The 26,685-nt window shown below is 69.7% G+C and carries 26 protein-coding genes; 13 read left to right on the top strand and 13 right to left on the bottom strand.

The features are described from left to right. The first annotated feature begins 425 nt into the window (after positions 1-425). Both FNV62_RS27530 and FNV62_RS27525 read left to right on the top strand, forming a co-directional pair. Positions 426-1,484 carry a zinc-dependent alcohol dehydrogenase family protein gene (locus FNV62_RS27530; RefSeq protein ID WP_143627412.1) on the top strand — a complete coding sequence of 353 codons (1,059 nt, stop codon included), beginning with the start codon at positions 426-428 and terminating at the stop codon, positions 1,482-1,484. Between the two features lie 15 nt (positions 1,485-1,499). Further along, positions 1,500-1,862, top strand: coding sequence for a hypothetical protein (locus FNV62_RS27525; RefSeq protein ID WP_144315683.1), 363 nt, complete (start codon positions 1,500-1,502; stop codon positions 1,860-1,862). Here the strand turns inward: FNV62_RS27525 and FNV62_RS27520 are convergent. Further along, positions 1,822-2,475, bottom strand: coding sequence for a TetR/AcrR family transcriptional regulator (locus tag FNV62_RS27520; RefSeq protein ID WP_054231299.1), 654 nt, complete (start codon positions 2,473-2,475; stop codon positions 1,822-1,824). The two genes, FNV62_RS27525 and FNV62_RS27520, sit on opposite strands and share 41 nt — an antisense overlap. Before the next feature lie 65 nt (positions 2,476-2,540). Between FNV62_RS27520 and FNV62_RS27515 the strand changes: the two genes are divergently transcribed. Both FNV62_RS27515 and FNV62_RS27510 read left to right on the top strand, forming a co-directional pair. Then, on the top strand, positions 2,541-3,308 hold the full coding sequence (locus FNV62_RS27515) for an MBL fold metallo-hydrolase (RefSeq protein WP_054231298.1): 768 nt from the start codon (positions 2,541-2,543) through the stop codon (positions 3,306-3,308). Between the two features lie 70 nt (positions 3,309-3,378). After that, positions 3,379-3,933, top strand: a complete 555-nt coding sequence (locus FNV62_RS27510; protein ID WP_143602391.1) for a cupin domain-containing protein — start codon at positions 3,379-3,381, stop codon at positions 3,931-3,933. 158 nt (positions 3,934-4,091) lie between these two features. Here the strand turns inward: FNV62_RS27510 and FNV62_RS27505 are convergent, their stop codons facing one another. Further along, on the bottom strand, positions 4,092-7,166 hold the full coding sequence (locus FNV62_RS27505) for an FG-GAP-like repeat-containing protein (protein WP_143602390.1): 3,075 nt from the start codon (positions 7,164-7,166) through the stop codon (positions 4,092-4,094). A gap of 274 nt (positions 7,167-7,440) precedes the next feature. On the opposite strand from FNV62_RS27505, the gene FNV62_RS55845 reads away from it, so the two are divergent. Beyond that, positions 7,441-7,929: a hypothetical protein gene (locus FNV62_RS55845; RefSeq protein ID WP_225900396.1), complete on the top strand. Its 489-nt coding sequence runs from the start codon at positions 7,441-7,443 to the stop codon at positions 7,927-7,929. A gap of 63 nt (positions 7,930-7,992) precedes the next feature. Here the strand turns inward: FNV62_RS55845 and FNV62_RS27495 are convergent, their stop codons facing one another. Further along, entirely contained in the window at positions 7,993-9,372 is a 1,380-nt protein-coding gene (locus FNV62_RS27495; protein WP_225900395.1) for an MFS transporter, read from the bottom strand. 55 nt (positions 9,373-9,427) lie between these two features. Continuing rightward, complete coding sequence (locus FNV62_RS27490; protein WP_143602388.1) at positions 9,428-11,389, bottom strand: glycoside hydrolase family 15 protein; 1,962 nt, start codon at positions 11,387-11,389, stop codon at positions 9,428-9,430. A gap of 323 nt (positions 11,390-11,712) precedes the next feature. On the opposite strand from FNV62_RS27490, the gene FNV62_RS27485 reads away from it, so the two are divergent. Together FNV62_RS27485 and FNV62_RS27480 are read left to right on the top strand one after the other, a co-directional pair. Beyond that, the gene (locus FNV62_RS27485; protein ID WP_143602387.1) at positions 11,713-12,744 is read left to right on the top strand and encodes a polyphosphate kinase 2 family protein; all 1,032 of its coding nucleotides are present in this window, start codon (positions 11,713-11,715) and stop codon (positions 12,742-12,744) included. Positions 12,745-12,810: 66 nt separating this feature from the next. After that, positions 12,811-15,531 carry a cation-translocating P-type ATPase gene (locus tag FNV62_RS27480; protein WP_143627408.1) on the top strand — a complete coding sequence of 907 codons (2,721 nt, stop codon included), beginning with the start codon at positions 12,811-12,813 and terminating at the stop codon, positions 15,529-15,531. A 51-nt stretch (positions 15,532-15,582) separates the two neighbouring features. On the opposite strand, the gene FNV62_RS27475 is transcribed toward FNV62_RS27480, so the two are convergent. From FNV62_RS27475 to FNV62_RS27450, 6 genes are all read right to left on the bottom strand, one after another. Further along, positions 15,583-16,599: an MASE1 domain-containing protein gene (locus tag FNV62_RS27475; protein ID WP_143627406.1), complete on the bottom strand. Its 1,017-nt coding sequence runs from the start codon at positions 16,597-16,599 to the stop codon at positions 15,583-15,585. Positions 16,600-16,669: 70 nt separating this feature from the next. Continuing rightward, the gene (locus FNV62_RS27470; protein WP_143602384.1) at positions 16,670-17,539 is read right to left on the bottom strand and encodes a PP2C family protein-serine/threonine phosphatase; all 870 of its coding nucleotides are present in this window, start codon (positions 17,537-17,539) and stop codon (positions 16,670-16,672) included. A 193-nt stretch (positions 17,540-17,732) separates the two neighbouring features. After that, positions 17,733-18,494, bottom strand: coding sequence for an SDR family oxidoreductase (locus FNV62_RS27465; protein WP_143602383.1), 762 nt, complete (start codon positions 18,492-18,494; stop codon positions 17,733-17,735). A 104-nt stretch (positions 18,495-18,598) separates the two neighbouring features. Further along, positions 18,599-19,072, bottom strand: a complete 474-nt coding sequence (locus FNV62_RS27460; protein WP_143627404.1) for a VOC family protein — start codon at positions 19,070-19,072, stop codon at positions 18,599-18,601. Positions 19,073-19,097: 25 nt separating this feature from the next. Then, positions 19,098-19,607, bottom strand: coding sequence for an allene oxide cyclase barrel-like domain-containing protein (locus FNV62_RS27455; RefSeq protein WP_143627403.1), 510 nt, complete (start codon positions 19,605-19,607; stop codon positions 19,098-19,100). Positions 19,608-19,742: 135 nt separating this feature from the next. After that, positions 19,743-20,339, bottom strand: a complete 597-nt coding sequence (locus tag FNV62_RS27450) for a TetR/AcrR family transcriptional regulator (protein WP_143608771.1) — start codon at positions 20,337-20,339, stop codon at positions 19,743-19,745. Positions 20,340-20,550: 211 nt separating this feature from the next. Between FNV62_RS27450 and FNV62_RS27445 the strand changes: the two genes are divergently transcribed. Then, positions 20,551-21,150: an ATP-binding protein gene (locus FNV62_RS27445; RefSeq protein ID WP_143602380.1), complete on the top strand. Its 600-nt coding sequence runs from the start codon at positions 20,551-20,553 to the stop codon at positions 21,148-21,150. 25 nt (positions 21,151-21,175) lie between these two features. Here FNV62_RS27445 and FNV62_RS27440 read toward each other — a convergent pair whose 3' ends face one another. Further along, on the bottom strand, positions 21,176-21,523 hold the full coding sequence (locus tag FNV62_RS27440; RefSeq protein WP_143627401.1) for a CGNR zinc finger domain-containing protein: 348 nt from the start codon (positions 21,521-21,523) through the stop codon (positions 21,176-21,178). A 96-nt stretch (positions 21,524-21,619) separates the two neighbouring features. Between FNV62_RS27440 and FNV62_RS27435 the strand changes: the two genes are divergently transcribed. The 4 genes from FNV62_RS27435 to FNV62_RS27420 all read left to right on the top strand — a co-directional run bounded on the left by FNV62_RS27435 (position 21,620) and on the right by FNV62_RS27420 (position 24,492). Next, positions 21,620-21,805, top strand: a complete 186-nt coding sequence (locus FNV62_RS27435; protein WP_143627399.1) for a hypothetical protein — start codon at positions 21,620-21,622, stop codon at positions 21,803-21,805. A 202-nt stretch (positions 21,806-22,007) separates the two neighbouring features. Further along, positions 22,008-22,562 (top strand): hypothetical protein, encoded by a 555-nt coding sequence (locus FNV62_RS27430; protein WP_143608770.1) that lies wholly within the window; start codon positions 22,008-22,010, stop codon positions 22,560-22,562. A gap of 235 nt (positions 22,563-22,797) precedes the next feature. After that, complete coding sequence (locus FNV62_RS27425) at positions 22,798-23,892, top strand: chitinase (RefSeq protein WP_097285543.1); 1,095 nt, start codon at positions 22,798-22,800, stop codon at positions 23,890-23,892. 132 nt (positions 23,893-24,024) lie between these two features. Further along, the gene (locus FNV62_RS27420) at positions 24,025-24,492 is read left to right on the top strand and encodes a DUF5990 family protein (protein ID WP_225900394.1); all 468 of its coding nucleotides are present in this window, start codon (positions 24,025-24,027) and stop codon (positions 24,490-24,492) included. Here the strand turns inward: FNV62_RS27420 and tatA are convergent. Then, positions 24,464-24,802, bottom strand: a complete 339-nt coding sequence (tatA, locus tag FNV62_RS55840; RefSeq protein ID WP_225900393.1) for a Sec-independent protein translocase subunit TatA — start codon at positions 24,800-24,802, stop codon at positions 24,464-24,466. The two genes, FNV62_RS27420 and tatA, sit on opposite strands and share 29 nt — an antisense overlap. 78 nt (positions 24,803-24,880) lie before the next feature. Between tatA and FNV62_RS27410 the strand changes: the two genes are divergently transcribed. After that, entirely contained in the window at positions 24,881-26,395 is a 1,515-nt protein-coding gene (locus FNV62_RS27410) for an LCP family protein (protein WP_097285540.1), read from the top strand. On the opposite strand, the gene FNV62_RS27405 is transcribed toward FNV62_RS27410, so the two are convergent. After that, complete coding sequence (locus FNV62_RS27405) at positions 26,386-26,622, bottom strand: hypothetical protein (RefSeq protein ID WP_143602376.1); 237 nt, start codon at positions 26,620-26,622, stop codon at positions 26,386-26,388. The genes FNV62_RS27410 and FNV62_RS27405 overlap by 10 nt on opposite strands. Positions 26,623-26,685 lie beyond the last annotated feature (63 nt).

Genomic DNA, 26,685 nt, shown 5'->3' with positions numbered 1-26,685 from the left:
GCGTTGTTCCTCGCCGTCGAGGCCACCCGTCCGAGCTCCATGACAGTCGAGGCCACCCGTCCGAGCTCCATGACAAAGGCCCAGGTCAGAGACCCGGGCTTTTTTACTGTCCGTGGTGATCAGCTGTCGCGTGTTCCACCGGGCCCACAACCGCGATGGTGCCGCCGGCGCGGCGACCTGGTCCGCGGACAGGCTGGATTGCAGAGCCTGTCCGTGGCGCTTAGCGTGATGTCGGGGACGCCAGGGGCTCTCGGGTGCGGTGCGTGCGGTGGACTTGGCAGGGCGCCCGGGGTCCTCCGCCCTGGCCTCAGACCAGTGCGCTGCGGCGAGCGGTCCTCACCACGGACCTCGGCACGGTTCCTGTCCAGCACGCCCGCGGAGTTCGTCGAGCGCTGAGAGACGGAAGGCCACTCATGCCACGATCCATGCGCGCGCTCGTCGCCGGAAAGGTTGGCGAGCCGGCCGATGTCCTGCGGCTGGAATCCCGTCCTGTTCCCACGCCAGAAGCCGGTCAGGCGTTGATCCGCGTGAAGGCGACTCCGATTCACGCCAGTGATCTGCACGTGCTGCGTGGCCGCTACGGCTTCTCCCCCGAGTTTCCCACTGTCGGGGGTCACATGGAGTGCGTGGGCCGTGTCGAGGCCCTGGGCCCGGACACCGAGGGACTGAAGATCGGTGAGCGCGTGGTGGCCGTTGCCGTCCCGGCGGTACCCGGGCCGCATGTGGCCGGCACTTGGCAGGAATACCTTGTTGCCGATACACGAAGGCTCCTGCCGGTCCCCGATCAGCTGAGCGACTCCAGCGCCTGTCAGCTCGCCGTCAACCCGTTGACCGCGCTGCTCCTGGTGACTCGCGAACTCGACGTACAGCCGGGTGAATGGTTGTTGCAGACGGCCGCGGGCTCCACCGTCGGCCGACTCGTCATTCAGCTGGCCAGGCATCTGGGTGTACGCACGATCAACGTCGTGCGGCGCCGCGATGCCGTCGAGGAGATCAAGGCGCTCGGTGGTGACGAGGTCATTTGCACCGAGGACGAGGACCTGTTGCCGCGTGTGGCCGAGGTCGCTGGATCGTCCGGCGTGCGCAAGGCCATCGACTGTGTCGCGGGCCATGTGGGTGCCCAGGTGTCCCAGGCATTGGCTCCGGGTGGAGAGGTCGTGGTCTACGGCGCGCTCTCCACCCATCGGCAGACCGACCCGGCAGCGCTGACGATCCCGCTGTCGGCACGCTCGGTCATCTACGAGACCAAAGTGGTCCGTGGCTTCTGGCTGAACCGCTGGTTCGGCACTGCCTCGCCCGCGGATGCGCTGCGCGCGCTGTCCGAGGTTCGCAGTCTCGTCGCCGATGAAGTGCTGAGCATCCCCCAGGGCGAGCCGTTCCCGCTCGAACGCTTCACTGAAGCCATCACGTTCGCCGAAGCACCCGCGCATGGCGCCAAACCGCTCTTCGTCTTCGAGGACGGCCGGGACGAAGACAACAGCTAGGACGCGGCCCGGCCGGTGCCGGCGGCGGTGCCGCTGCGGCTGCGGCTGCGGCTGCGGCTGCGGCTGCGGCTGCGGCTGCGGCTGCGGCTGCGGCTGCGGCTGCGGCTGCGGCTGCGGCTGCGGCTGCGGCAAGGTCGCCGACGCCCCCCGGTACCGCCCGGCTCGGGCAAACCGCACCACTCGGCCAACCGGACCAGGGGCATCAGGCCGGCTGCCGCGATCCGACCGTGCGACGGCCGGGAGGCGGTCCCGGGTGCCGTTGGCGGATCGACGCCGGAAGCGCTCGTAGGCAGCCTGCCACCGCGGGTACGCGCCGAGCGGCGGATGTGGCGGGCGCCTACCGCTTCGGGGACGGAGGGGGCACGAGCGTGGCCGTGAGCGTGTCGGCCAGCCATTTCTCGTACGTGTCGGCGGACCAGCCCCGTCCTGCCGTGAGCTGGGTGTACAACTGGGGGCCGGCCAGGGCCCAGAAGACGTCCGCCAGGTGGGCCGGATCCGCCTGCGGACCCAGCACGCCGGTCTCGTCGAGGTGTGCGACGAAGGCGGTGACGCCGGTCAGCCGTTCCCGCTCAGCGGTCTCCAGGACTTCTCCGACGTCCGGCCCGGCCTGGGTCAGCAGGGCGAACAGCGCGGCGACCCGTTCATGGATGCCGCGCGCGTACGCGGCGTAGAGCCGGAGCTTGGCACCCAATTCCCTTGTCCCCAGGATCTCTTGCACCTGGGGGCGGTCCCCCATGGGAACCGGTTCGTCGTCCCCGGCCAGCGTGATGTCCCACAGGGCCTTGACCATGCCCGGCTTGCCGCCGAACGACTTGTACACCGTCTCGGCAGAGACACCCGCCCGCTCGGCCACGGCCCGCACGGTCGTGGCGTGGTAGCCCTCCCGGAAAAGCAGCTCACGGCAGGCCGCCAGCACCGCGGCCCGGTTGCGGCGCGCGGCCTCGCGTCGGCCCTCCGAGTTATAGGACCGCCGTGGCGTCCCGTCTGCCATCGACACACGCTCCAATTCTGTTACAGTCGACTGTATTGAATATTGCCCGGTTGTCGGAGGCTTACATGTCCCGTCCCGCGCCCACGCAGGTGGCACCTGGCGTCCACCGCCTCGGCGATCACGGCGTCAACTTCTACCTGATCGAGGACCCGGACGGTCTCGTCCTGGTCGACGCGGGAACGCCCGCCCATCTGATGCAGCTGCGCACGCTGCTGGTCGGCCTCGGCCGCCCGGTGGCCAACGTCCGTGCCGTACTCCTGACCCATGGCCACGCCGACCACACCGGGCTGGCCCACACCCTCCAGGAAGCCGGCGCCGACCTCTGGATCCACGAGCGGGACGCCGCCATCCTGCGCGACGGCCCACGGAGTGCGATGCGCCACGCCAGGCCCGAGCGTTCGATGCTCCCGTACCTGCTGCGCAGACCCTCCGCACTGGCCCTCCCCCTCCAGCTGGCCCGCGCCGGAGCCTTCACGACTCCCGCGGTGCAGGGTGCGCGGGTCTTCGACGCCGACCAGGTGCTGGAAGACGTCCCCGGCGCCCCGCAGGCCGTCGTACTGCCCGGCCACACACCAGGCAGCACCGCGTACCTCTTCACCGGCCGCGGGCTGCTCTTCACCGGCGACGCCCTGGTCACCGCCGACGGCTTCTCCGACCGCACCGGACCAACGATCGTGAGCCGCTGCTTCACCCACGACAGCCGGGCCGCGCTCACCGCCCTCGACCGTCTCGACGAACTGACGGCGGACCTGCTGCTGCCCGGGCACGGCGAGCCCTTCACCGAAGGCGTCCGAACCGCCACCCGACAGGCACGGCGGTTCGGCGTCCACTGACCCCATCACCTTCCATCACCTCCCAACGCCTTCTCAACACCCCTCTCAACACCCCTTCCAAGGACACGACATGAGTTCTGCACCGCTCGACAGCAGCACGGCGACGCCGGATTACCACCGTCCGCGCGTCCTGCACGTCCCCGCCGAGAAAGGCGTGGTCAAGTGGATGTCCGGCGACGTCTACGAGACCATGGCGACGGCCGATTCCACCAACGGCGCACTGGGCTTCACGGTCTGCTGGGTGCCTCCGGGCGGCGGACCGATAGCGCATGTGCACAAGAGTGCTGACGAATCCTTCTATCTCATCTCGGGTTCGCTGGAATTCCTGAACGGCGATCAGACCTTCATGGCGAACGCCGGTGACTTCGTCTTCGTGCCGAGGGGCACGCGGCACCGGTTCCGAAACCTCACCGACGCACAGGCGCACATGGTGTCCTTCTTCACTCCCGGCGGAGGCGAAGCGCTGTGGCTGGAAGGCGGGGACGACCCCGTCCCCGGCGCGAAGCCCGAGTTCTGGCCGCCGGAGCGCGGCCTGGCGCTGGGCCCGCTCCTCGTACGCAAGGACATCGACATGGAGATCCTGCCCGAGGAAGCGGACTTCAACGGGCTCGCCGACGAGGCCTGAGCGAGGACGGCACGGCGACTCCGCTCGGACCGAGAGACCATCGGCCCGAGCGGAGTCCACGCCTCCATGGGGTCGACCGACTGGCCCGCGCCGAACGGCGACGAATCACCCAGGTCAGCAGCCAGGCGGCCGCACAAGCGCCGTCGCGGGCCGGGACGTCAGAACACGCCCTTGTACGCCTGCCACCCCGAGGCGATCTTCGTGCGGGGCCCGAACGAACCCGAGCCGTTCCCGCTGTTACGCCACAGGTTGCCGGAGGTGTCGCGGGAGACGATGTCGGCCTTGCCGTCGCCGGTGATGTCGCCGACGCCCACGACGACGTTGTACGACGAGCCCCAGCCGGAGGCCACCTTCACGCGGGGCTTGAAGCCGCCGGAGCCGTTGCCGTCGTAGCGCCAGAGAGTGTTGGAGCGGTCCTGCGCCAGGAGGTCGCCGCGGCCGTCGCCGTTGAAGTCCCCGACGCCCACGACCTTCTTGTAGCCCGACCAGTTCGCCGCGATCCGGACCCGTGCGGACAGCTTCCCCGTGCTCGTGCCCTTGTACAGGAACAACTCTCCCGTCGACGCCTTGCGCGCGATGAGATCGGGACGCCCGTCACCCGTGATGTCCCCGGGCGAGGTCAGCACGTTGTACTGGTTCCAGCCGGTGCCCAGCGAGGTGTGCGGGGTGCTCGTGAGGAAGGCCTGTCCGAGCATGGTCCGGTACACGCGCAACTCGCCGCTGCTGAACCGGACGAGGACGTCGTTGCGGCGGTCGCCGTTGAGGTCGCCGAAGGGGACCAGGGTCACGGAGGAGGGCCAGCCCGAGGCCGCCACGGTCTTGCCGAAGCCGCCCGTGCCGTTGCCCGGCCGGTAGTCGACGACTCCGGAGGAGGTGAGGGTCAGGGCGTCGCCGATGCCGTCGGGCGCCCAGCCGGCGCCGTTGGTGAAGTCACGGCGCACGGCGGCTCCGTCGGACACCTTCACCGTCTGCGACACCGCCAGCGCCGGTCCCGAACCGTCGGCGGCCGGCGCCGTCAGCTTGAAGGTGTACGTGCCGTCGGGGACCAGCGCGCCCTTGCTGTCACGGTTGTCCCAGTGCGCGGTCAGGTTGCCGCTGACCTCGCCGCCGGAGAGCGTACGGACCACGGCGCCGGTGGCCTTGCTGGTGAGCGTGGCCTGCCAGGAGGCGGCGGGCTTGGAGAGCAGTCCGCGCCAGTGCCACCACGGGTTGGTGGCCGCGCTGCTCTCCCCCGCGTTGTCGGTCACCTCGGACTCGATGGCAGAGAGCCGCTGGGTGGCCACCCCGCTGGGCACCAGGTGGATCCGCTTGTCCGCGTCGACGTAGGCCGCGGGGCCGCCGAACTTGTCCACGGTCCAGGTCACCCCGCGCACGCTGGAGGTGCCCGCCGCGAGGTCGCCGATCTTCCGGGTAGTCGCGGTGCCGTCGGCGAAGGCGGTGAGTTGGAGCGCCCCGGCCGTGGTGTCGTGCCGGACGAGGTAGCCGTCGCCCAGCAGCGCCTGGCCGGCGGGGACGGGGATGTTCTTCTTCGCCGTACGGTCCCAGACGCCCGCCGTCGCGGTCGGTCCGCAGGACCAGTAGATCCAACGGCCCACCGCCTGCAGCTCCTTGGGGACGCAGGGGGCGCCGGTGGAGACGGTGTCGGTGGTCTTGCCGGTCTTCAGGTCCTTGGCGGTGAGGACACCAGTCCCGGAACTCGGCGTCCACAGGCTGGTCCCCCAGACGGAGGCGGCGGTGACGGAGCGGGTGAGGATGGGCCGGTAGGTGTAGACGCCGAGGTCGCCGACGTACTGCTTGGCAGGGGAGGAACCGTTGACGATCGCGTAGCGGCCGGTGATGTCGAGGACGGTTCCGGCGGCCGAGGGCAGGAAGAAGCCCGCCGTGTTGTCGAGGGACTGGACGTACGACCCGACAGTGGGGTCGGGCTCGGCGGTGAACGTCACCGCTTGTCCGTCGCCGGTGGCGTAGGGGCCCGCCCCGCGGACTTTCCAGGTCTGCCAGGTCGGCGCGCCCGGCGTTCCGTCGGCAGCGATCCGCCGGGTGTAGTAAGCGCCCAGGAAAGTGCTGTTGGGCTCGTCGGTGGCCAGGGTGCCGTTCTGCAGCGACAGTTGGGCGATCCTCGCGGCCATGGGCGGTATGGCGGTCAGCTCCGTCAGCGTCGGGGTGTCCGCCCCGGTGTCGGTGATCCGGCGTGCCGCCCAGTGCCCGGCGTCGATGCCGCCGACGGTCAGCAGACTGCCGTCCGGTGCCGTGACGAGGGAGGTGTTCGCGTGCCGGAGCAGGGTGATCGGGTCACCGCCCGTGAGCGGGACGGCCATGAGCCGCTCGCCGGACTTGTCGGTCGGGTTGTTCGGGTCCCACGGCACGGAACAGGCCACCACCAGCCAGCGCCCGGCGATGCCCACGGACGGGGTGCCCTCGGTGCCGGGCAGTGTCACCGTCGTCGCGGCGGCGGAGAGGTCGGCTCGATCCAGGACGTGCGCCACCTTGAGGTCGGACCACCAGACCAACCGGTCCGTACTCAGCGCGACGCCCGTCGGAGCGACGGGGACGACCACATCGCCGCTGACTCTCGCGGTGGCCAGGTCCACCAGCGCCAGGTGTCGCGTGCCGTTTCCCAGCGTGTAGCCGAGGACGGCGGTGCCGCTGTCGCCGCCCAAGACGGTGAAGTTGGCCGTGATTCCGGTCGGCCAGCCGTCGACGAGGGTGCCCTCGGCGGGCGCCCCGTCGCCGTACAGCCACAGCACGCGGTTGCCTGCGGTGTCCCGGGCCTGGGTCAGCACATGGGTGCCGAAGGTGGCCGCGTACGCGCCGTGGGTGAGGGCGACGTCCGTGGTGGTGCCGGCGGACAGGTCCCTGAGGACGACCTTCTGGGTGGGCGAGACGACATCGGCCACGACGTCGGACGACGATCCCAGGTACGCCGGGACTTCGAGTCGGGCCAGGTCGCCCAGTTCGGTCGTCGTACCGGTGTCGTACGACGTCCACAGGAAGCCGGAACGATCCTCCTGGGCATGCAGATAGCCATGCGGGCCGGCACTGTAGATCCGGTCCCTGCGCGGTAGGTAGCGGTCCACCTGGAAGACCTTCTCCGCCGCGAAGGCGGTGCCCCCGGCACCGTTGTCCGCGTCGGCCGTGACGGCGAGCGGGCCAGGACCGGCGGTCACGGCGAGGACCGCCAACGCGGCGACGACGCCGCGGGCGGTGGTACGGGCGGTGGTACGACGGGTCATCGTCGCCTCCTGGGCCTCTGAACAGAAAAAGGCGTGACGGGACGGCGATGGCCGATCAGGCGCGCGTCGACGGTGCTGCGAAAATGCGCAGCTCCCCCCAGCTGCCCCCCATACACAGCGGCACGAGAGTAACAGCAGGCCCAGGCCCATCAGGAGCACCGGGGAAAGAGATCGCGGAGTGGCCGGGCTGTGCACCGCGCTCACCGCAATCAGCCCTGCAGTACGGTTCGTTGGCGCACAAGCTGACCGGCTGGAAGTACGGGGGAACCTCGTCATGACCTGTTCGAACCCGCGGGCATGGCTCGCCGGATGCGCCGTGGCGGCGTCCGCGATCCTGCTCGCCTCGTGCACGTCCGGCAGCGGTGACGGCAAGGCCTCCAAGGATCTCTCGTCGCCTGCTGCGAGTGGGTCGCGGGCGGCACCGGGGTCGTCCGAGAAGAAGCTCACTGAGCAGGCTCTCGCGGCCCTGGGCGCCGTTCACAGCGGGAAGATGGTCGAGGCCGGCTCGGAGCGGGTGATCGACGGCATCCACACCGAGCCGAGCCTGAGCGAGGGCAGGTCCTACAGGCTCAACCTGGTGTGCGTCGGCAACGGCACTGCGCGGTTGACGTTCACACCGGCGAGCACCGGCACGGACACCGAGGTGCCGTGCGATCAGTCAGTGGTCCAGCAGCGGATCACCGCGCACAAGCCGGTACACGTCGATGTCGACGGCGCCAAGGGGTCGACCGGCGTGCTCGCCTGGCGGATCGACGCCATCTGATGTGTCGGACGCCGGCAGCCCGCAGGTTGCGTATGCCGAGAACGGTTGGTGAAGTGGCGGCGGCTAAGCGCTCGTCCTCGGGGCTGTGGTCCGAGGGGGGTGCCCGGTGTTGGATCCCGTTTCCCGGGGGAGGAACGCTGCCGCGGCCAGACCGCCGAGGCCGAAGACCGCCAGGGTGATCATCGCTGCGGCGTAGGCGCCCTTGGTGAGACCGGCGACGAGGATGGTCCCGGCGATGGCCGTGCCGAAGGACGAGCCGAGGTTCGACACGCTTCGGGACAGGCCCGAGATTTCTCCCTGCTGTTCCTCGGGGAAGCTCGACTGCACGACGTTGACGGACGGGGTCAGCATGACGCCCAGTCCGAGTCCTATGAGGAGGAGACCGGGGACGAAGGCCCAGGCGGTGGAGAAACTCCCGGCCAGGGCGACCAGCGCGACCACGCCGACGACGGAGACGGCGAAACCGGTCATGACGAGGGTGCGTTGGGAGTGCCGGCCGGCCAGGCGCTCGGCGGACAGCGACGTGACCAGCAAGCCCAGCGTGGCCGCCGTGAAGATGACTCCGGTCTGGATGGCGTCGTAGCCGCGTACCACCTGCAGATAGGCCGCCACCGTGAACGACGTCCCCATCAGCAGCAGCCATTGGACGTTCTGGGTGACGAGTCCGAGGTTGGAGGTGCGGTTGTGGAAGAGGCGAAGGGACAACAGCGGCTCCCTGCCGGACGCTTCCCTGGCGCGCACGGAGCGGAAGAACCACCAGAGCACGAGTACGCCGAGGACCAACAGGGCGATCATGAGCCAGATGTTGTTGTCCGCGGCCAGGATGCCCATGACGACGAGGACGAGGCCGACGGCCGAGAGGACCGCCCCGACGACGTCGAAGGAACGGGTGGGATCCGGGGGCAGCGGATCCTCGATACGACGGCTGAGTACGACGATCACCGCGATCACCAGGGCCTGGAACACGAAGGCCGCGCGCCAGCTGATCGCGGTCGTGATGAGTCCGCCGATCAGTGGCCCCGCGGCGGCCCCGATGCCGCCCAGCGCCATGACGACCCCGAACGCGCGGGCGCGGGAGGTGACGTCCGGGTAGAGAAGGGTCGTAAGGATGTAGACGGGTGGGATGAGCAGCGCGGTGCCGATGCCTTCGAGGATCGAGTTGCCGAGGATCAGAACGCCGAGTCCCGGGGCGGCCGCGCTCAGCAGGGCACCGATCGCGTAGACGACGAGACCGGTCAGGAAACAGCGTTTGCGGCCGTAGCGGTCGGTCAGCTTGCCGCCGGGAATCATCAGCGCGGCCATCACCAGCAGGAAGACCGTGATCGCCACCTGGACGCCTTGGACGGTGGTGTCCAGGTCCTCGCTGATGTCGTTGATCATCACGTTCATGTTGGAGCCGGCGAAGCTGCAGATGAACTGGGCGAGGGCGAGGGCGGCGAGCACACGTCTCTGTCCCGCTTGTCCCGCCCGTCCCGTCGGCTGTGCGGGCCCGGCCGCCTCAACCACCTGTGTCGCCCCCGCCCGTGTCCTCGTCGGGCGCCCTGAGGCCATGGGTCGCCGGATGCCCGTGGTCGCCGTATCGCGGTCCGGTCTCCGCCTTCTCCAGCTCTTCGTCCAGGGCCATGGCCGCGGTGACCAGGGCGAGATGGGTGAACGCCTGCGGGAAGTTCCCGAGTTGCTCGCCCGAGGGGCCGATCTCCTCGGCGAAGAGGCCGACGTGGTTGGCGTAGGTGAGCATCTTGTCGAAGGCGTGGCGGGCCTGGTTGAGCCTGCCACTGCGGGCGAGTGCCTCGACGTAGAAGAAGCTGCACAGGTTGAACGTGCCCTCCGAGCCGCGCAGCCCGTCGGGGGAGGCCTTCGGGTCGTACCGGTAGACGAGGCTGTCACTGACCAGTTCCTCGTCCATGGCGTCCAGGGTGCTGATCCAGTCCGGATCGTGGGGCGAGACGAAGCCGACCCTCGGCATGAGCAGGAGTGAGGCGTCCAGGACGTCGGTGTCGTAGTGCTGCACGAAGGCGCCCCGCTTGTCGTGCCAGCCGCGTTCGACGATCTGGCGGAAGACCGCGTCCCGCGCGCCTGTCCAGCGAGCGATGTCGGCGGGGCGGGAGAAGTCGGTCGCCGCGCGGACGCCGCGGTCGAACGCCACCCATGTCATCAGCCGGCTGTAGGTGAAGTTCTGACGGCCGCCACGGGTCTCCCAGATGCCTTCGTCCGGCTGGTCCCAGTTGTCGGCGAGCCAGTCCAGGACGTCACTCAACGCCTTCCACCCGCGGATCGCACCGATGTCACCGCCCACGATCAGGGCGTCCAACGCCTCCCCGTAGATGTCGAGTTGCAGCTGGTCGGCCGCCGCGTTGCCCGCCCGCACCGGACGGGACCCCAGGTAGCCCTCCAGGTGGTCGAGGGCCTCTTCGGTCAGGTGGGGATCGCCGTCGACGCGGTACATGATCTGCAAGGGGTCCGCCGAGGCGTCGCCTCCGGCCTCGATGCGCTCGCGCAGCCAGCGGCGGAAGGCCTGCGCCTCCTCCTGGAAGCCCAGGTCCATCAACGCCCTGACGGACAGCGCCGCGTCACGGATCCACGTGTAGCGGTAGTCCCAGTTGCGCTCACCGCCGACCTGCTCGGGCAGTCCCATGGTGGCAGCGGCGATGGGTGCCCCGGTGGGGGCGTACGTGAGCAGCTTGAGCGTGATCGCCGAGCGGTTCACGATGTCCTGCCAGCGGCCCCGGTAGGCGCAGGAGCGCAGCCACGACAGCCAGAACGCGCGGCACGTCTCGAACGCGTCGGCGATCCCTTCCAGGGAAGGGCGCTGTGGGGCGGGATCGCCGCTCGCCGTGCTGGTCAGCACCACCGCGGCCGTCTGGCCGGCGGACAGGGTGAAGCGAGCGGTGATGTCGTTGCCGTCCGCGCGGAGCGCGACGCCGGTGGTGGACTGCAGATGCAGGTCCCTCCCCGGGCCTTGGAACACCGCGGAGTGATCACCGGTCTGGGAGAGCGTGTGCGAGGCACGGCCGTAGTCGAAACGCGGGCGACAGGCGAGAGCGAAGGGCAGGCTGCCCCGGACGACCCGTGCGACCCGCACCAGACGGTGCACGTCCGTCGGGGCCGAGGAGTCGATGGGCACCATGAAGTCGGCGACTTCACCGACTCCGCCGGGTGCCATGAAGCGGGTGACCAGGATGGCTGTGTCGGACAGATACAGCTGCCGGACCGTCATGCCGTTGCCGTTGCGGTTCCCGCTGCTGTCCCCGTTGCCGTTCCCGTTGCCGTCCGGGGCCGGGGCCTCCGCGGCGAGACGGCAATGCCCTCCGCGTTCGCTGTCCAGGAGTGAGGCGAAGAGGCTGGGCGAGTCGAAGCGGGGCGTGCACCACCAGTCGATGGTTCCGCCGGACGACACCAGGGCGGCGGTCTGGAGATCGCCGACCATGCCGTGCTCCGCGATGGGCGGGTATCGGTTCACAAGATCTCCCTGCTCGCTCCGACGCGCTGCGGCAGCCCGGACAGGCACACATCAGCCACCTGTCCACGCCAAGCGTTCGACACTGCCGTGGCCGTCGCCTCACCCGCGGCGGGTGAAACCGGAACCGGGCGCACGAGGTGCACTCGGCCGCAGGGGGCGATCGTGCACTCGGCCTCAGGGGGCGATCTTGTCGGGGCGAGCAGACAATGAGCGCGAGGGAGTCCGGAACTTGGAGCCCGCGAGGGCAACCGGAACATGGTGGCGCGGCTGAGGGCCACCTGCCCCTGCGTCGAACGCCGGTCCCGGAAAAGGACTGATAGGTGATGTCGGACGAGAGAGCCGAACGCATCGCGGATTTCATCGGGCCACTACGGGTGGAACCGGGGTCGAAGGTGCGCCTGGACCGGGACTTCGATCCTCGCTACAAGGCAGGTCTGAAGAAGCGGGACGGGATCGAGCTGCTGCGGACCGGGGTGTCGATGCTGGCCGAGTACCAGGAGCGGCTGGCCGCCCAGGACACGTACGGCGTACTGCTCTGTCTCCAGGCACTCGACGCCGGAGGCAAGGACGGAACGATCCGCCACGTGATGAGCGGCGTCAATCCCCAGGGCGTACGGGTCAGCAGCTTCAAGGTGCCCTCCACCGAGGAACTCGACCACGACTACCTGTGGCGTTACGCCCAGCGGCTGCCCACGCGCGGCGAGATCGCCATCTTCAACCGCTCGCACTACGAGGAGGTTCTCGTCGTACGAGTCCACCCCGAGAACCTGGTCCGGCAGAAGCTGCCGGACGACACCCTCGGGCCGGGCATATGGGACCGGCGCTACCGGGAGATCAACCACTGGGAGCGCTACCTCACGGACAACGGGTTCAAGGTGGTGAAGATCTTCCTGAACCTGTCCAAGGAGGAGCAGCGCACCCGCTTCCTGAAGCGGATCGACCTGCCGGAGAAGAACTGGAAGTTCTCCGCGGCCGACGTCCGGGAGCGGCGCCGCTGGGACGACTACCAGGACGCGTTCTCCGAGATGCTGTCGGCCACGAGTACGAAGTGGGCGCCGTGGTACGTCGTGCCGGCGGACCGGAAGTGGTTCGCGCGGATCTGCGCGGCGGCGGTCCTCGCGCACGCCCTGATGGACATCGATCCTCAGTACCCCGAGGTGGGGGAAGAGGCGCGGAACGAGCTGCTCGTCACCAAACGGGAGTTGGAGCAGGAAGCCCCCGCCGGGGCCCCGGCCGATCCGTACGCCTCCCGGCATCCGTCGGCCTCCCAAGCCACCGACCGGCCGACGAAGAAGAAGACGACGACGGCAAAGAAGGAGAAGACGAAGTCGAAGACCAAGAAGCAGCACGGCTAGGGGACCTGTCGGATCGGCGGACGACCGGCCCGGACGCATTCGCGGCCACGGATCGGAGGCAGAGCGATGACGGTGCGGTCGGATTCCGTGGGAGAACAGCCGCGGGCTTCGGGGGACAGCTGGTGCACGCACGCTCCCGAGGAGGTCGTAGCGGCGTTCGACGTCGATCCGGCGGTCGGTCTCTCCGCGGCACGAGCCGCGCAGCTCCTGAGCGCGCACGGCCCGAACTCGCTGCCCGAGGAGAGGCGAACTCCGGCCTGGCGCCGGTTCCTCAGGCAGTACCGGAGTTACATGCAGATCGTCCTCGTGGCCGCGGCGATCGTCTCACTGCTCATCGAGCAGTGGACCACCGCGATCCTGCTGATCGTCCTGACCCTGCTGAACGCCGTCGTGGGCCTGCGTCAGGAGGGCAAGGCCGAGAGCGCGATGAACGCCCTGCAGTCGATGATGAAGGCCACGGCGCGGGTGCGCAGGGACGGGACGGAGGCCGAGATCCCCGCCGAACAGCTGGTCGTCGGCGACATCGTGCTCATCGCCGCCGGGGACCAGGTGGCGGCGGACGGACGCATCATCGAGGCCAGTGCCCTGCAGATCGACGAGTCGGCGCTCACCGGCGAGAGCGTTCCCGCCTCGAAGGACGCCCGCACGCTGGCGGGCCTCGGCCCGTCACCCGGCGACCAGACGAACATGGCGTTCATGAACACCCCGGTCACCCACGGCAGCGGCGTACTCGTCGTGACCGCGACCGGCGCCGGAACCGAAGTCGGCAAGATCTCCGGGATGCTGTCGGCCACCGAGAAGGAGGTACCGCCGCTCACCAGGGAGCTCGACGCCCTGACGCTGTGGATCACGGGGGCGGCGGGCCTGACCATGATCGTGATGTTCGCCCTGGGACGGCAACGGGACCAGGCCTGGGACGTCCTGTTCGTCAGCGCGGTCTCGCTGGCCATCGCCGCCATCCCCGAGGCCCTGCCGACCGTGACCCAGGCGATCCTGTCCGTCGGCAGCCTCAACCTGGCGAAGTGGAACGCGATCGTCAAGGAACTGCCGTCGGTCGAGACCCTGGCGTTCACGTCGGCGATCAACTCGGACAAGACCGGCACCCTGACGATGAACCAGATGACCGCCGTCGAAGTCGTCAGTCCCACCGACCGGTACACCGTCTCGGGCACGGGCTACGGGCTCGACGGGAAGGTCCACCATGCCGCGGGGTCCTCCACGGGCATCGAGGACGCGATCCTGCCGTATGTGGTGGCCAGCGACGCGAAGCTGGTGGACGGCAAGGTGGTGGGCGACCCCACCGAGGGCGCGCTGCTGGTGCTCGGGCACAAGGCCGGGCTGGACATCGACGCCACCAGGGAGAGCCTTCCCCGGCTCGCCACGCTGCCGTTCGACCCGGGCTACAAGCTGATGGCCACCTTCAACTCGGCGGTCGACGCCTCCGGGCGGCAGGTCGTCCGGTGCTTCGTCAAAGGCGCGGTCCCGGCGGTGATGGCGCGGGCCGCCACCGCGCTCGCGGCGGGCGAGACCATCCCGTGGGACGCCGAACTGGTCGCACGTGCCGAAGCGCAGACCGAACGGATGGGCGGCGAGGGTCGCCGGGTGATGGCCGCGGCCACCCGTGACCTGGACCCGGCAGGCTTCGATCCGGACGGCGACCTGCTCGCGTACGTCACCGAGCTGCGGATGGTCAGTCTCGTCGGCATGGTCGATCCGCCCCGCGAGGACGCCAAGGCCGCCATCGCCGGCGCCCAGGCGGGGCACATCCGGGTCCGCATGGTGACCGGGGACGACGTCACCACCGGTGCGGCGATCGCGCGGCAGCTCGGCATTCCCGGCGAGGCGGTCCTCGGCGCCGATTTCGCCGCCATGAGCGCGGACGAGCAACTCGCCCGTATCGACGGCATCGGTGTGGTGGGGCGCGTCGCGCCGGAGCACAAGGTGCTGCTCGCCGACACGCTCAAGAAGAAGGGCGATGTCGTGGCGATGACCGGGGACGGCGTCAACGACGCGCCCGCCATCAAGGCCGCCGACATCGGTATCGCCATGGGCAGCGGCACGGATGTGGCGAAGAACGCCGGACGCATGATCCTCTCCGACGACAAGTTCGCCACCATCGTCTACGCCGTGGAGCAGGGCAGGAGGATCTACGACAACCTCACCAAGTACATCCGCTTCGTACTGCTCCTGCTGGTCACCTTCGTGCTGACCTTTCTCGGCGCCACCGTCTTCAACATCGCCGCCGGTGAACCCTTCACCCCGCCGCAGGTGCTGTGGATCCACTTCGTGGTCAACGCCTCCTTCGGCTTCGCGCTCGGCTTCGACCGGGAGAGCCCCGGGCTGATGCGACGCAGGCCGCGTCCCCGGGGGGAGTCGGTGCTCACCCGGCCCGTACTGGTCACGGTCGGAATCGGCGGACTGGCGATCACCGTCGTGCTGCTCGGACTGATCAAGCTCGGTCAGGCCCACTTCGACAGCGTCGAGATCGGTCGGTCGATCGCGTTCACCGCCTTCGCCCTCTGTCTGATCGTGGCCGCGTTCGAGTGCCGCAGCGAGACGGATTCGGTGCTGACGACGTCCACCTTCGACAGCAAGCAGATGAACTGGGTGGCACTGGCCCAGTTCGCACTCGCGGTGCTGGTGACCCAGCTGGACGGCTTCCGCCGCATCCTCGGGACGACGCAGATCAACGCACGGCAGTTCGGCTGGGCGCTGCTGGCCGCCCTCGCGCTCCTGCTCCTGTGGGAACTCGGCAAGCTCCTGGCCCGTCGGTCGAGAGGCACCTGACGCGTCGGGGTGCGCCACCGTGCGTCGGGGTGCGCCACCGTCGTGGCTCTTTCAAGGACGGTGGTACTTCTGATGATCCCGCCCCTCCGGACGGGAAGGCGGCCACTTGTCGAGCGTCTCGTCCGGCGCGAGCCGGGACAGCGCCTCCGCCAGGCGCCCGCAGGCCTCTTCGATCTCCCGGAGGGTGTGGTTCTGCTCGGTGACGACCGCCGAGAGCAGAAGGGCCGTCAGCGACACGGTGCCGTTGAAGGCCTGCAGGATGACCATCTTGGCGAGGAGATCGTGACCGGCGAACGGACCCGCCCCGGCGGCACCCGCGTCGATCGCGATCACGGAAGCGATCAGCGCACAGGGCGCGGCACCGACCAGCTGGAAGCGGAAGGCGGCCCAGATCAGGAAGGGGACGACGAGAAAGAGAAGGGTGATCGTGCTGTGCGTGGCCAGCACGCCGACCGCGGCCGTGCCGCCCAGCAGGGCGATCGCCTCGACCCAGCGCAGGACAGGTGCGCCGCGTGGCCATCGGACGGTGCGCGCGGCCAGCAGCAACGGCGCGATGACCAGGACCCCCATCGCGTCGCCCGCCCACCACACCGACCAGGTCGGCCAGAAATCATGGACCGGCAGCGCGCCGGCGGCCACCAGGACTCCCGTACCGACGGTCGCGCTGATCACCATCCCGCTCAGGGCCCCGAGGAAGACCAGCGCCAGAGCGTCCTGCAGCCGGTCGAGTGCGGTATGGAATCCCACGCGCCGCAGGAGGAGGTAGGCGCAGACCGGGGCGAGCGTGTTGCCGACCGCGATGGCGAGCACGGGGAGGATCGACGGCCCGAGCATCACGTTCACCAGGAACGCTCCGAGAGCGATTCCCGGCCACATGCGAAGGCCCCAGAGCATCAGGACGACGACAGCGACGCCGGTGGGCGGCCAGAGCGGCGTGACCTGCCCTCGTACCAGCTGCTGCTCCAGCCCGATCTTGGCACTGACGTAGTAGGCGGCCGCGACGGCAACCAGCAGCAGGCCCTTGACGGTGTACCGCCGGAGCCGCTCACCGCGCGCCGCATCGCTCATCCTCGCCCACCACAGCGGTCACACCGGGCGCGGCGTGCCGCACCGGGGTCGTACCTGCCACGCGTGCCGCTCATCTTTCGCCCTGCCGCTTGTCCTGGGACCCTCCGGAACACCGCTCGTCCCGGAGCCCTCCGTAACGAAGGACGAGGACCGCGGCGTCGTCGCTGTGGCCGGTGAGATCAGCCACCTTGATCACCTGCGCGGCCAGCTCATCGGGGTCGGTGCGACAGGCGCCGTTGACCAGGCCGGCCACCTGCTCGAGGCCTTCCTCGATCGGATAGCTGGGGCCTTCCACCACGCCGTCGGTGAGCAGCACGAAGGCGCCCACGCCGGTGAGCGGTCGGCGGGTCGACGGGTAGCTCTCGCCGGCCCGGATGCCCAGCGGCAGGCCGCCGTCGTTCAGGACGATGTCGCAGCGGCCGTCCGCCGTGGCCCAGACGGCGGGGATGTGCCCGGCGCGGGCGTCGGCGAGCTCGCTCGTGACCGGGTCGAAGCGCAGGAACGAACAGGTCACGAACAGCCCGTAGTCCATGGCGACGAGCAGGTCGTTGGTGCGCCGGAGCACCTCCGCCGGGTCCGTGGTGGCGGTGGCGACGGCGCGCAGACAGGTGCGCACCTGCCCCATGAGAGCCGCGGCCTCGACATCGTGGCCCTGTACGTCTCCGATCACGAAACCCACCGAGCCGTCCGGCATGAGGAAGCCGTCGTACCAGTCGCCTCCTATGTCCAGCCCGTCCCGTGCAGGTGCGTACCGTCCCGCCACGTGCAGATAGGGCAGGACCGGCAACTCGGCGGCGAGGACCTGGCGCTGCAGCGCGGCAGCGAGTTCCACGCGGGCCTGCTGGACCTTGATCCGGTCCAGTATCCGGCCGGTGAGATCACCGAGCGTGTTCAGCAGCTCTGCGGTCCCACTGGACGAATCGGTGTGGCGGCGAGGCATGGCATCACATTTCAGGTTTTTTCGCATTTGCGCCGTAGGGCACGATTTCACGGTACCCCTGTTACAGGCAGCGCATCCTGCCGACGCACACCGCGCCGTCACTGCCACGACCAGCGAAAACGGAGCGCCGCGGTCAGCTCACGTTGATCTCCGCCGACGTTCTTCGGCCCCGGGGATGCGCCCCGGGCGGTTCTCAGTGCGGGAGGAGTTGCTGACCGCCGTCGATGTCGTACGTCGCGCCCGTGAGCGCGCCGTTGCACATGATGTGTACGGCGAGAGCGGCGACGTCGGCCGGGCCGACCACCCGTCGGATGGGAAGCGTGGTCCGCAGTTCCTCGCGCCGGGCGTCGAGCCGGTCCCCCAGCAGCGAGGCCGACAGGGGTGTGTCGACGAATCCGGCGGCGATGAGGTTCACCCGGACCGGCGCCATCTCGAGCGCCAGGTTGGCGACGAGGGCGGGCAGAGCCGCGGTGGCGGCCGACGCCACGGCCATGCCGACACCGGGACGTCGGCCGCCGGTGCCTCCGATGAACAACAGGGTGCCACCGGCGCGGATCTTGTCACGGCTGTAGAGGGCGACCCCGAGGGCCAGGGCCATGCGCTCGTCGAAGGCACGACGGGCGTCGGCGAGGTCCATGCTCTCCAACGGCATGTAGTAGGGGCCGCCCGCTGTGACCAGTACGTGGTCGACCGGTCCGGCCAGATCCTGGAAGAACCGCTGGAGGCGGTCGGTGTCGGTGGCGTCGAACGCGGCCGTGCCGACGGGTTCCAGCTCCAGCGCGGCCTGCCGCAGCCGTTCGGGGTTGCGGCCGACCAGGACCAACCGGCCGCCGTCCGCACGTACCTGCCGAGCGGCCTCGAGTCCGATTCCCGCGCTGGCGCCGATGACCACGACCGTCCGGTCGGCGAGGTCGGACCGGCGATGGGTGCCGGGAACGCCGGGTGCGGCGGTCATGAGGAGGGGCCGTCGTCGAGAACGGCATGGCTGTGGCCATGGTTGCTGTCTCTCATCCCTGCCTCCGGATATCGGCCTGGTTCTACGGTCGCGGGCACGCGGTGTCAGCGGCCCGGGGCCCGCTTCCTCACCTCCTGGAGCACCCAGCCGTTGCCGTCCGGGTCGCTGAAGGTGGCGTAGGAGCCGTAGTCGGCACGGTCGGGGTGCGGGCCGGGCACCCGTTCCGCCTCCCCGCCCTGGTAGGTGACCCCCCGGGCGCCGTGGCCGTGCTGGAAGATCCCTCCGGCGTCGTGGAACACCTCGCTCATCTCGACGCCTCGGCCGCTGAGCTCCGCGTGGGCCTTCTCGATGTCCGGGACGATGAGGTACAGGCCCCGGACCGAACCGGGCTCGGCGGAGGTGACCCCTTTGCCGAAGATGACGGCGCATTCGGAGCCGGGCGGCGTGAACTGCACCACCCGGTAGTCGTCATTGGCTGCGTGGTCGGCGTCCATCCGGAATCCCGCCGCCTCGTAGAAACTCCTGGCCCGGTCGACGTCGGAGACGGGCAGCACGATGACTTCGAGTTTCAGGTCCATGCGGATGTCTTTCTTCTCGACGGAGTCAGGTTCCTGATGAGGCGTCAAGGGTGAGGTGGAAGGTGAGGTTCCGTATCGTCTTCCCGGCGGGGACGGTGTGGACGTAGCCCCGAGCCGAACTGAAGGCACCCGAACCGCCGGTGACGGCGATGTCGATGGAGGGGGCCGGCGGCAGGTGGAGCAGCGCCTGCGAGGTGATCTGCCCCTGCGGCAGAGCGAAGGTGCCGACGCACTGGAGTTCGTCCGGATCGAGGTGGACATGGACGCAGACCACGCTGTGGTCGCCGATCCTCCGGCCGTCGCGGTACAGGTCCTCGGCGATGACGAGCTCGTCGCCCCGGCTGAGCCCCTTCTTGCCCAGGTCGAGGGATTCGGACTGGGTCTGTTTGGCGATCAACTGGAACACCTGCGTGCGCTGTTGGGTGTCCGGTCGGCCGTACGGGGTTGACGTCGCGGCCGACGCCGGCGGGGCGACGACGAGGGCGGCGGCCAGGCCCGCGACCGCACTCAGGCAGCGCTGACTGATCCTGCGCATGGTGGGTCTCCCACGGGGGGCTGAGATGTGCCCTTCATTCCCAACGTACCGGTTCGTACGTCCCCTCGCGCGACGTCGCCCACGGGGTCGCCCACGGCGTCTCCCCCAGCGGGGCGCGCGGCGGGGCGGCGTTCGCTACGTGGCTCGCCAGCCGGGTTCGAGGCGGTCGAGGAGGACGCGGAAGGCCGCGTCGGCCTCGTCATAGTCCCCGTCGACCACGGGTCCGACGATCAGACCGAAGCACGCGTCGACCAGGAGGACGGCCTCGGTGCGCGCTCGCGCCTCGGACAGGCCCATGTCGCGGAAGACGGAGGTGAGCAGGCCCGTCCACTCGGCGAGGATGTCGCGCATGACGGGTCCGTACCGGTCGGGGTGGAGCAGACCGGTGACCATGATCTCGAGATAGAGGGGGAGCATGGCACGCATGTCGGGGTCGGCGAACTGCTGCCAGACCTCCTCCATGAAGCGGCGGACCCACGCCGGGTCCTTGGGAGCGTCGACGGCGCCGAGCAGGCTCCGGGTGCGCAGGAGCGGTCGCCGCTCGTCCAGGGCGAGCGCCTCGGCGACCATGCGTTCCTTGGTGCCGAAGTAGTACAGCAGCATGCGGTCGCTGGTGCCCAGGGCCCGGGCCAGCGGGCGGAGGGACAGGTCCACCAGGCCATTGCGGATCATGTACTCACGGACCTGGTCCAGCAGGTCGCGTCGCTTGGCCGGGTCGGGCGGGCGCGGCATGGAGGCTCCCGTGCGGTCGGAGGTGCGGCCGGAGGTACGGTGTCTGATTCGTTGCTTTCGATGAGGTATTTACTGTAGCGCCCGCTACGCGTATATTTGAAATGTAGCGAGTGCTACGCGAATGCGGGGTCCGGCATACCCTGCCTGGTCAGCGGCGCACTTCCGCCGCGGCAACCATGGCCGCCGACGCTTCAGAAGGGACTGATTCTCCATGGCCCTCCAGGCCATCGGCCTCACCGCGACCCCGCGCAGGGGACTCGTTGCCCGGCTTTGCCGCCGGCAGGAAGAGCAGGAAGAGTCGGGGCGGAAGGCCGCATTCACCTCGTGGTTCGCCCGACACCAGGCTCTCTGGTCGCGCACGCTGGCACCCGTACGTCCCTTTGACGCGCCTCGCGGCCGCGCCACCGACTGGGACGCCTCCTGGCCCCTGCCGCGGGAGCTGACTTCGGTCCGCCGGGGCCGCCGCCTGGTGACCGCGCAACTGGACGACTGGGGTCTTCAGGACCTGGCCGACACGGCCGAGCTCCTGGTCAGCGAACTGGTCACCAACGCCCTGTGCCACACGCGCGGCCCGCTGCGGCTCAACCTGCAGGTGCGCGACTCCCGCCTGCGGTGCGAGGTCGAGGACACCGACCCCACCGGGCCCGTACGGCGTGTTGTCGACGCCGACGCGGAAGGCGGGCGCGGCATCGACCTGCTCGACCTGCTCGCCGAGGCCTGGGGCAGCACCAGTACCGCCACCGGCAAGACCATGTGGTTCCAACTGCCGGCGAAGGCATCCTCGCCGCAGGAGTCAGCCGCCTCCGACTGAGCCGGTGCGCGGCGCCGGCCGTCGATCAGGCGGTCGCGACCGTCCGTGTCTCCCTCTTCCGGGCGCAGTAGGCCGCGGCCTTGATCCTGTTGCCGCAGGACTCCATGCCGCACCACTGCCGACGCATGCCCCGCGAGCGGTCGATGTAGATCCGGGTGCACTCCGGGTTGCCGCACTCCTTGAGCAGCGGCACATCCGGTCCGCCCAGCCAGCTCGACGGCGAGCCGCGCCACCGTCGACAGCGCCGGTCCGGTGAGGCGAGCATCTCGAACCGCAGCGAGCGGCGAGCGCGGAGTGTCGCGGCGAAGTCGAGGGCCGGGTTCCCGCGGACGAAGACGTGATCCAGATTTACATCACCATCTTGACAGGTGATGCGCGGGGCCGGAACATCTGGGCATCATCACCAGTTGAGTAGGTGACTGGTCGAAGTCGCCGACCGGGGTGCACCTACCGAAGCGAGGTACGCGAGATGACACAGACAGAGCGGACGGAGACGGCCCCCGACGCCGCGGAGGCGGCACGCCGGGCGCGGTTCGGCACGCTGCCGGAGCGCGTTCGGGTCGAGGACACGGTCGAGGAGCGGCTCGCCACGGTGCCCGACCCGGCGCGAGACGCGTACAGCGCGGACGAGTGGCTCGTCCGTTACTGCCTGTGAACGGAAAGGAGTCCGGGATGACGACCAGAACACCACAGGTCCTCAAAGCCCTGACAGCGATCGTGGCGGTGCTCGTGATCGGCTTCGGCTGCTTCACGCAGGTCTTCTGACAACGCAGGACTCCCCCTGTTCTCGCGAGCCCGGCCGGCGCCGCGTGTCCGGTGATCCGTTACGCTGACCGCCGCTGACCTCAGGGGGAGACATGTTCGGCAAGCGGCTGCTGGTGGCCGGAGCGACCGCGGTCCTCATAGCCGGGCTGGGCGCGTGCGGCGGTGGAGGCGGGGGCGGGGGCGCACGCGGCGTGGACTCGGGAGCCGTGACCGATGCCGGTCAGGGCGGTACGGGCACCGTCCAGGAGGCCCCGCCGAGCCCGCACACCGTCTCCGGACTCAAGGACTCGGTCCGCCACCTCGCCGCGAAGACCACCAGGGCCACCCGCCCGCACCTGGTCAGGAAGTGCACGTCCGCCACCAGGCAGGTCAGGCACACCCAGCGCACGGGCACGGGCACGCACAGGACGACCCGCACCTGGTACACCACGGAGCGGTACCAGAGCTGCAAGAAGGTCCGCGCGGGCACCGAGACGTACACGCGAACCGTTCGGCCGCAGCGGTGGTGCGTGAGCCTGGACGACGTCGCCGGCGACACCGCCAGGGACGACGTCTGGTACCAGGTCACCCCGGCCACCTACAACGAAGCCCATGGCGCGGACGAGCACGCCCGCATGGAGTTCACCCCGACCGGCACCGGCTGCTGAACAACACGCGCCGCGCGACTCGGCCGGGGAACAGCCCGGTTCCGAGAACGGCCGCACCATGTTCTGAACAGTTAACTGTAAAGAACCTTGACAGACAATTGGTCTAGTCCAACCATGGTCCCTGTTCGCCCTTGGTCATGGAGAGCTCTCCGGCGTGTACCGACCGGTGGACATTGCACGAACCTTTCCGGATTCCCGCTGTCCCACCTGCTCTTCCTTCACCATGGGAGCGTCAATGAGACGATCTGGGCCACTTCGCGCGCTGCTGTCCGGCGCCACCGCGACCACGCTCACAGCCGGGCTGGTCGCGCTCGGCGGAGGCGGCGCGCTCGCCGCGGAGGCGGCACCCGCGCATGTGGCGCGGCACATGCCCGCACATGTGACGGCGCCGTACTTCGAGGCGTGGACGGGCGAGAGCCCCGCCGCGCTCGCCGCCGAGTCGGGCAACAAGTACCTCACGATGGCCTTTCTCCAGACGGCCGCGGCGGGCTCGTGCACCGCGTACTGGAACGGCGCCTCCACCCAGCCGATCGCCGAGGCGACCTTCGGCGGGGACATCGCCACGATCCAGGCGCACGGCGGCAACGTCATCCCGTCCTTCGGCGGCTACAGCGCCGACACCACCGGCACCGAACTGGCCGACAGCTGCACCGACATCGACGCCATCGCCTCGGTCTACGAAAGCCTCGTCAAGACCTACGGCGTCACCCGGATCGACCTCGACATCGAGGCCGACTCCATCAACAACACCGCCGGGATCGACCGCCGCAACAAGGCCATCGCCAAGGTGGAGCGCTGGGCCGAACGGACCGGCCGCAGCGTGCAGTTCTCCTACACTCTGCCGACCACCGCCACGGGCCTCGCACCCAACGGCGTGGCGCTGCTGAAGAACGCCGTCGACAACGGCGCGCGCGTGGACGTCGTCAACATCATGACGTTCGACTACTGGGACGGCGCCACCCACGACATGGCGGCCGACACCAGGACCGCCGCCTCCGGGCTGCACGACCAACTCGCCGCGCTCTACCCGAAGAAGAACCCGGCGAAGCTCTGGCACATGATCGGCGTCACCGAGATGCCCGGCATCGACGACTACGGCCCGGAGGAGACCTTCACCCCGCAGGACGCGGTGAAGGTGGAGAACTGGGCGGTCGCCAAGGGCATCGACACGCTCTCCTTCTGGGCACTCCAGCGCGACAACGGCGGTTGCGTGGGCACGGCCGGCGCCAACTCCTGCTCCGGCATCGCCCAGGACACCTGGACCTTCAGCCACATCTTCGAGCCGTTCGCGCGGGGCATCCGCGTCGGTACCGGATCCGGCATCGGCTAGAGGCCCGTCCCGTCCTCCATGACGTCTCGCCCGCGCGAACCCCCAGGTCGGGAACCTGGGGGTACGTCGGTTCGCGGTGCCCGTGCCGGAGCCCGAGAAGGTCATCGCCGGAATGGCGGGATGATGGTCCGCATGCGCATCCGTATCGACGCCGTCGACCTGCCCGGCCGCACCTGTCCGGCCCCCGTCGGCAGCGGTGCGCCGACGTACGACAACATCCACGTGGCCGTACAACGCCGGGACCGTCCGGCCGAACTCCTCGAACCGCAGCCCGGCGACGCCGCGTCCGCGACCTGGACCCTGGAGTGCACCGCGCTCGCCTCGCCGACCGGCACGGAGGTCAAAGGGCCCTACGTGCAGGACCGTCTGGGCCGCCGGTTCATCTACCTGTCATGGGGCACGGTCGACGAGTCGGGCGTCTTCAGCATGTTCCGGCGCGCCAAGCTCATGCTCGACGTCGTCCCCGCCGAGGTGCTCGCCGCCGCCGCGCGTGAGGGCCTGCTGGTCGGACGCCTCGGCCTGACCGACGCGCACGGCAACCCCCTGTGCGCGCGGGTCGAACCCCCGCACATCACGTGGACCGCCGAGTCCGCCTCGTAGCCACCCGGGGTGCGGACCTCGACCGACCAGGCCGCAGGGCAGGCCTGTTGAGGACCCTCAGCGGGTCGTGGTGCCCTCGTCGACCGCGCGGGTCGACGCGGCCCTCGGGCGCGCTCTCGGACCGGGGCGCGGCGGACACGGTGGAGGGTGCGGTGCCGTCGTGCTTCATGGCACTGGTCTCGCTCTTGAGGATGCGCATCGACTTGCCCAGCGCGCGGGCGGTGTCGGGCAGCTTCTTCGAGCCGAACAGCACGATGATCACGATCGCCACGATCAGCAGGTGCCAGGGTTCCAGTCCGTTGCGGAGCATCCCGCCCACCTCTTCCCTTCACTGTTGCTACGTTGCGCAACTTTACAACCATCGGGCGGGGCCGAGCGTCCCTTACATATGAGTCGGACGGATGAGAGCACACGTGTGACGACCAGTGACCAGGCGCGACCACCGCGCCGCAGACGGGGCCCTCTGCGGATCGCCCTCGTCGTGGCCCTGTCCGTGCTCCTGCTCGGCACGGCCGGACTCGGCTGGATCTATCTGAAGCTGAACGGCAACATCAACACCTTCGGCGCCGACGGTCTCTCCAAGGACCGGCCGGCCGCTGCGACGAAGGGCGAGAACGTCCTCGTCATCGGCTCGGACGCGCGCACGGACGGAAACAGCGCGCTGGGCGGCGGCGACAAGGGCGACATCGGCCGCTCCGACACCGCGTTCCTGCTGCACGTCTACGCAGACCACCGGCACGCCGTCGCCGTCTCGATCCCCCGCGACACACTGGTCACCCTCCCCCCGTGCAAGCTTCCGGACGGGAAGTGGACCAGCACGCGGCCGAACACGATGTTCAACGAGGCGTACTCCGTGGGGCAGACGGCCAAGGGCAACCCGGCCTGCACCCAGAACACGGTCGAGAAGCTGACCGGCCTGCGCGTCGACCACACCGTCGTCATCGACTTCAAGGGCTTCGCGGCACTGACGCGGGTCGTCGGCGGGGTGAACGTGTGCCTCCCGCAGGACGTGTACGAGAAGGACCTCAACCCCAACCGTGCCACCCGGGGCGGGCTGCTCTTCAGGAAGGGTGAGCAGAAGCTCTCCGGGCAGCGGGCGCTGGACTACGTCCGCATCCGGCACGGCATCGGCGACGGTTCCGACATCGGCCGCATCAAACGCCAACAGGCCTTCGTCGCCAGCCTGGTGAAGAAGGTGAAGAGCGACGGGCTCACCCCCACCGGACTGCTGCCGCTCGCCGACGCCGCGACGAAGTCGCTGACCGTCGACCCGGGGCTGGGAACGGCGAAACGGCTGATCTCGTTCGCGATGTCCCTGCGGAACATCGACCTCCACGACACCAAGTTCGCCACCATCCCCTGGCGGTACCAGGGGGAGCGGGTCGCGATCGTCCAGCCGGACGCCGATCAGCTGTGGGCCGCGCTCAAGGCCGACCGCACCCTCGACGGCACCGACGCCGGTGGCAAGAAGGGCGGGCAGACCGCCACAGCGGCCACCTCGCCCGGCATCGCCGCGGAGGTCTCGGGGGACGGTATCGACGTCGCCGTCTACAACGGCACCACCACCCGCGGCCTGGCCTCGCGCGCCGCGACGGCCCTCACCGAGCACGGCTTCACCGTCACCGGTACCGCGAACGCGGTCGACCGGGACCGCGCCGACACGGTGATCGAGTACGGCGCGGGCCTGCGGGCCCGGGCCGAGACGGTCGCCCGGCTCTTTCCCGGCGCCGAACTGAACTCCGTGCCGGGCGCGGGCGTCGACGTCGTCCTGGGCCGGAGCTACGCCGCCAAGGGCGGCACGTCGGCCTCACCCGCGTCCACGCCCACCGCCCTCCCCACTTCGGTGGCGCGTGACGCGCGCTCCGCCGACGACGACGTGTGCTCCAACCTGTCCTACGGATAGACCGCATCTGCCGGAGACGGAGTGGCCTCGGGCGGAGTGGTCGCGGCCGGAGTGGTCGCGGACGAAGTAGCGGGAGGTGAAGGAGTGGCGGGTGAAGGAGTGGCACGCGGAGGGGCGACGTGCGAAGGGGTGGCCTGCGGAGTGTTGGCCGCCCGCACGATGACGTAGAGGGCCAGGGCGAGGACCAGCAGAGTGAGCCACCGCCACCGCGTCCAGGATGCGGCCATGTCCCGCCTTCTCTCTTCCGCCCGTTCACCGGTGCGCCGAGGCGAATCGCTGGAGGGAAGAGT

Origin of the sequence: Streptomyces sp. RLB3-17, from assembly GCF_007113425.2 — a bacterium.
Classification (GTDB): domain Bacteria; phylum Actinomycetota; class Actinomycetes; order Streptomycetales; family Streptomycetaceae; genus Streptomyces; species Streptomyces mirabilis_D.
The sequence above is the reverse complement of the archived record's forward strand: the minus strand, read 5'-3'. Positions and strand labels throughout refer to the sequence as shown.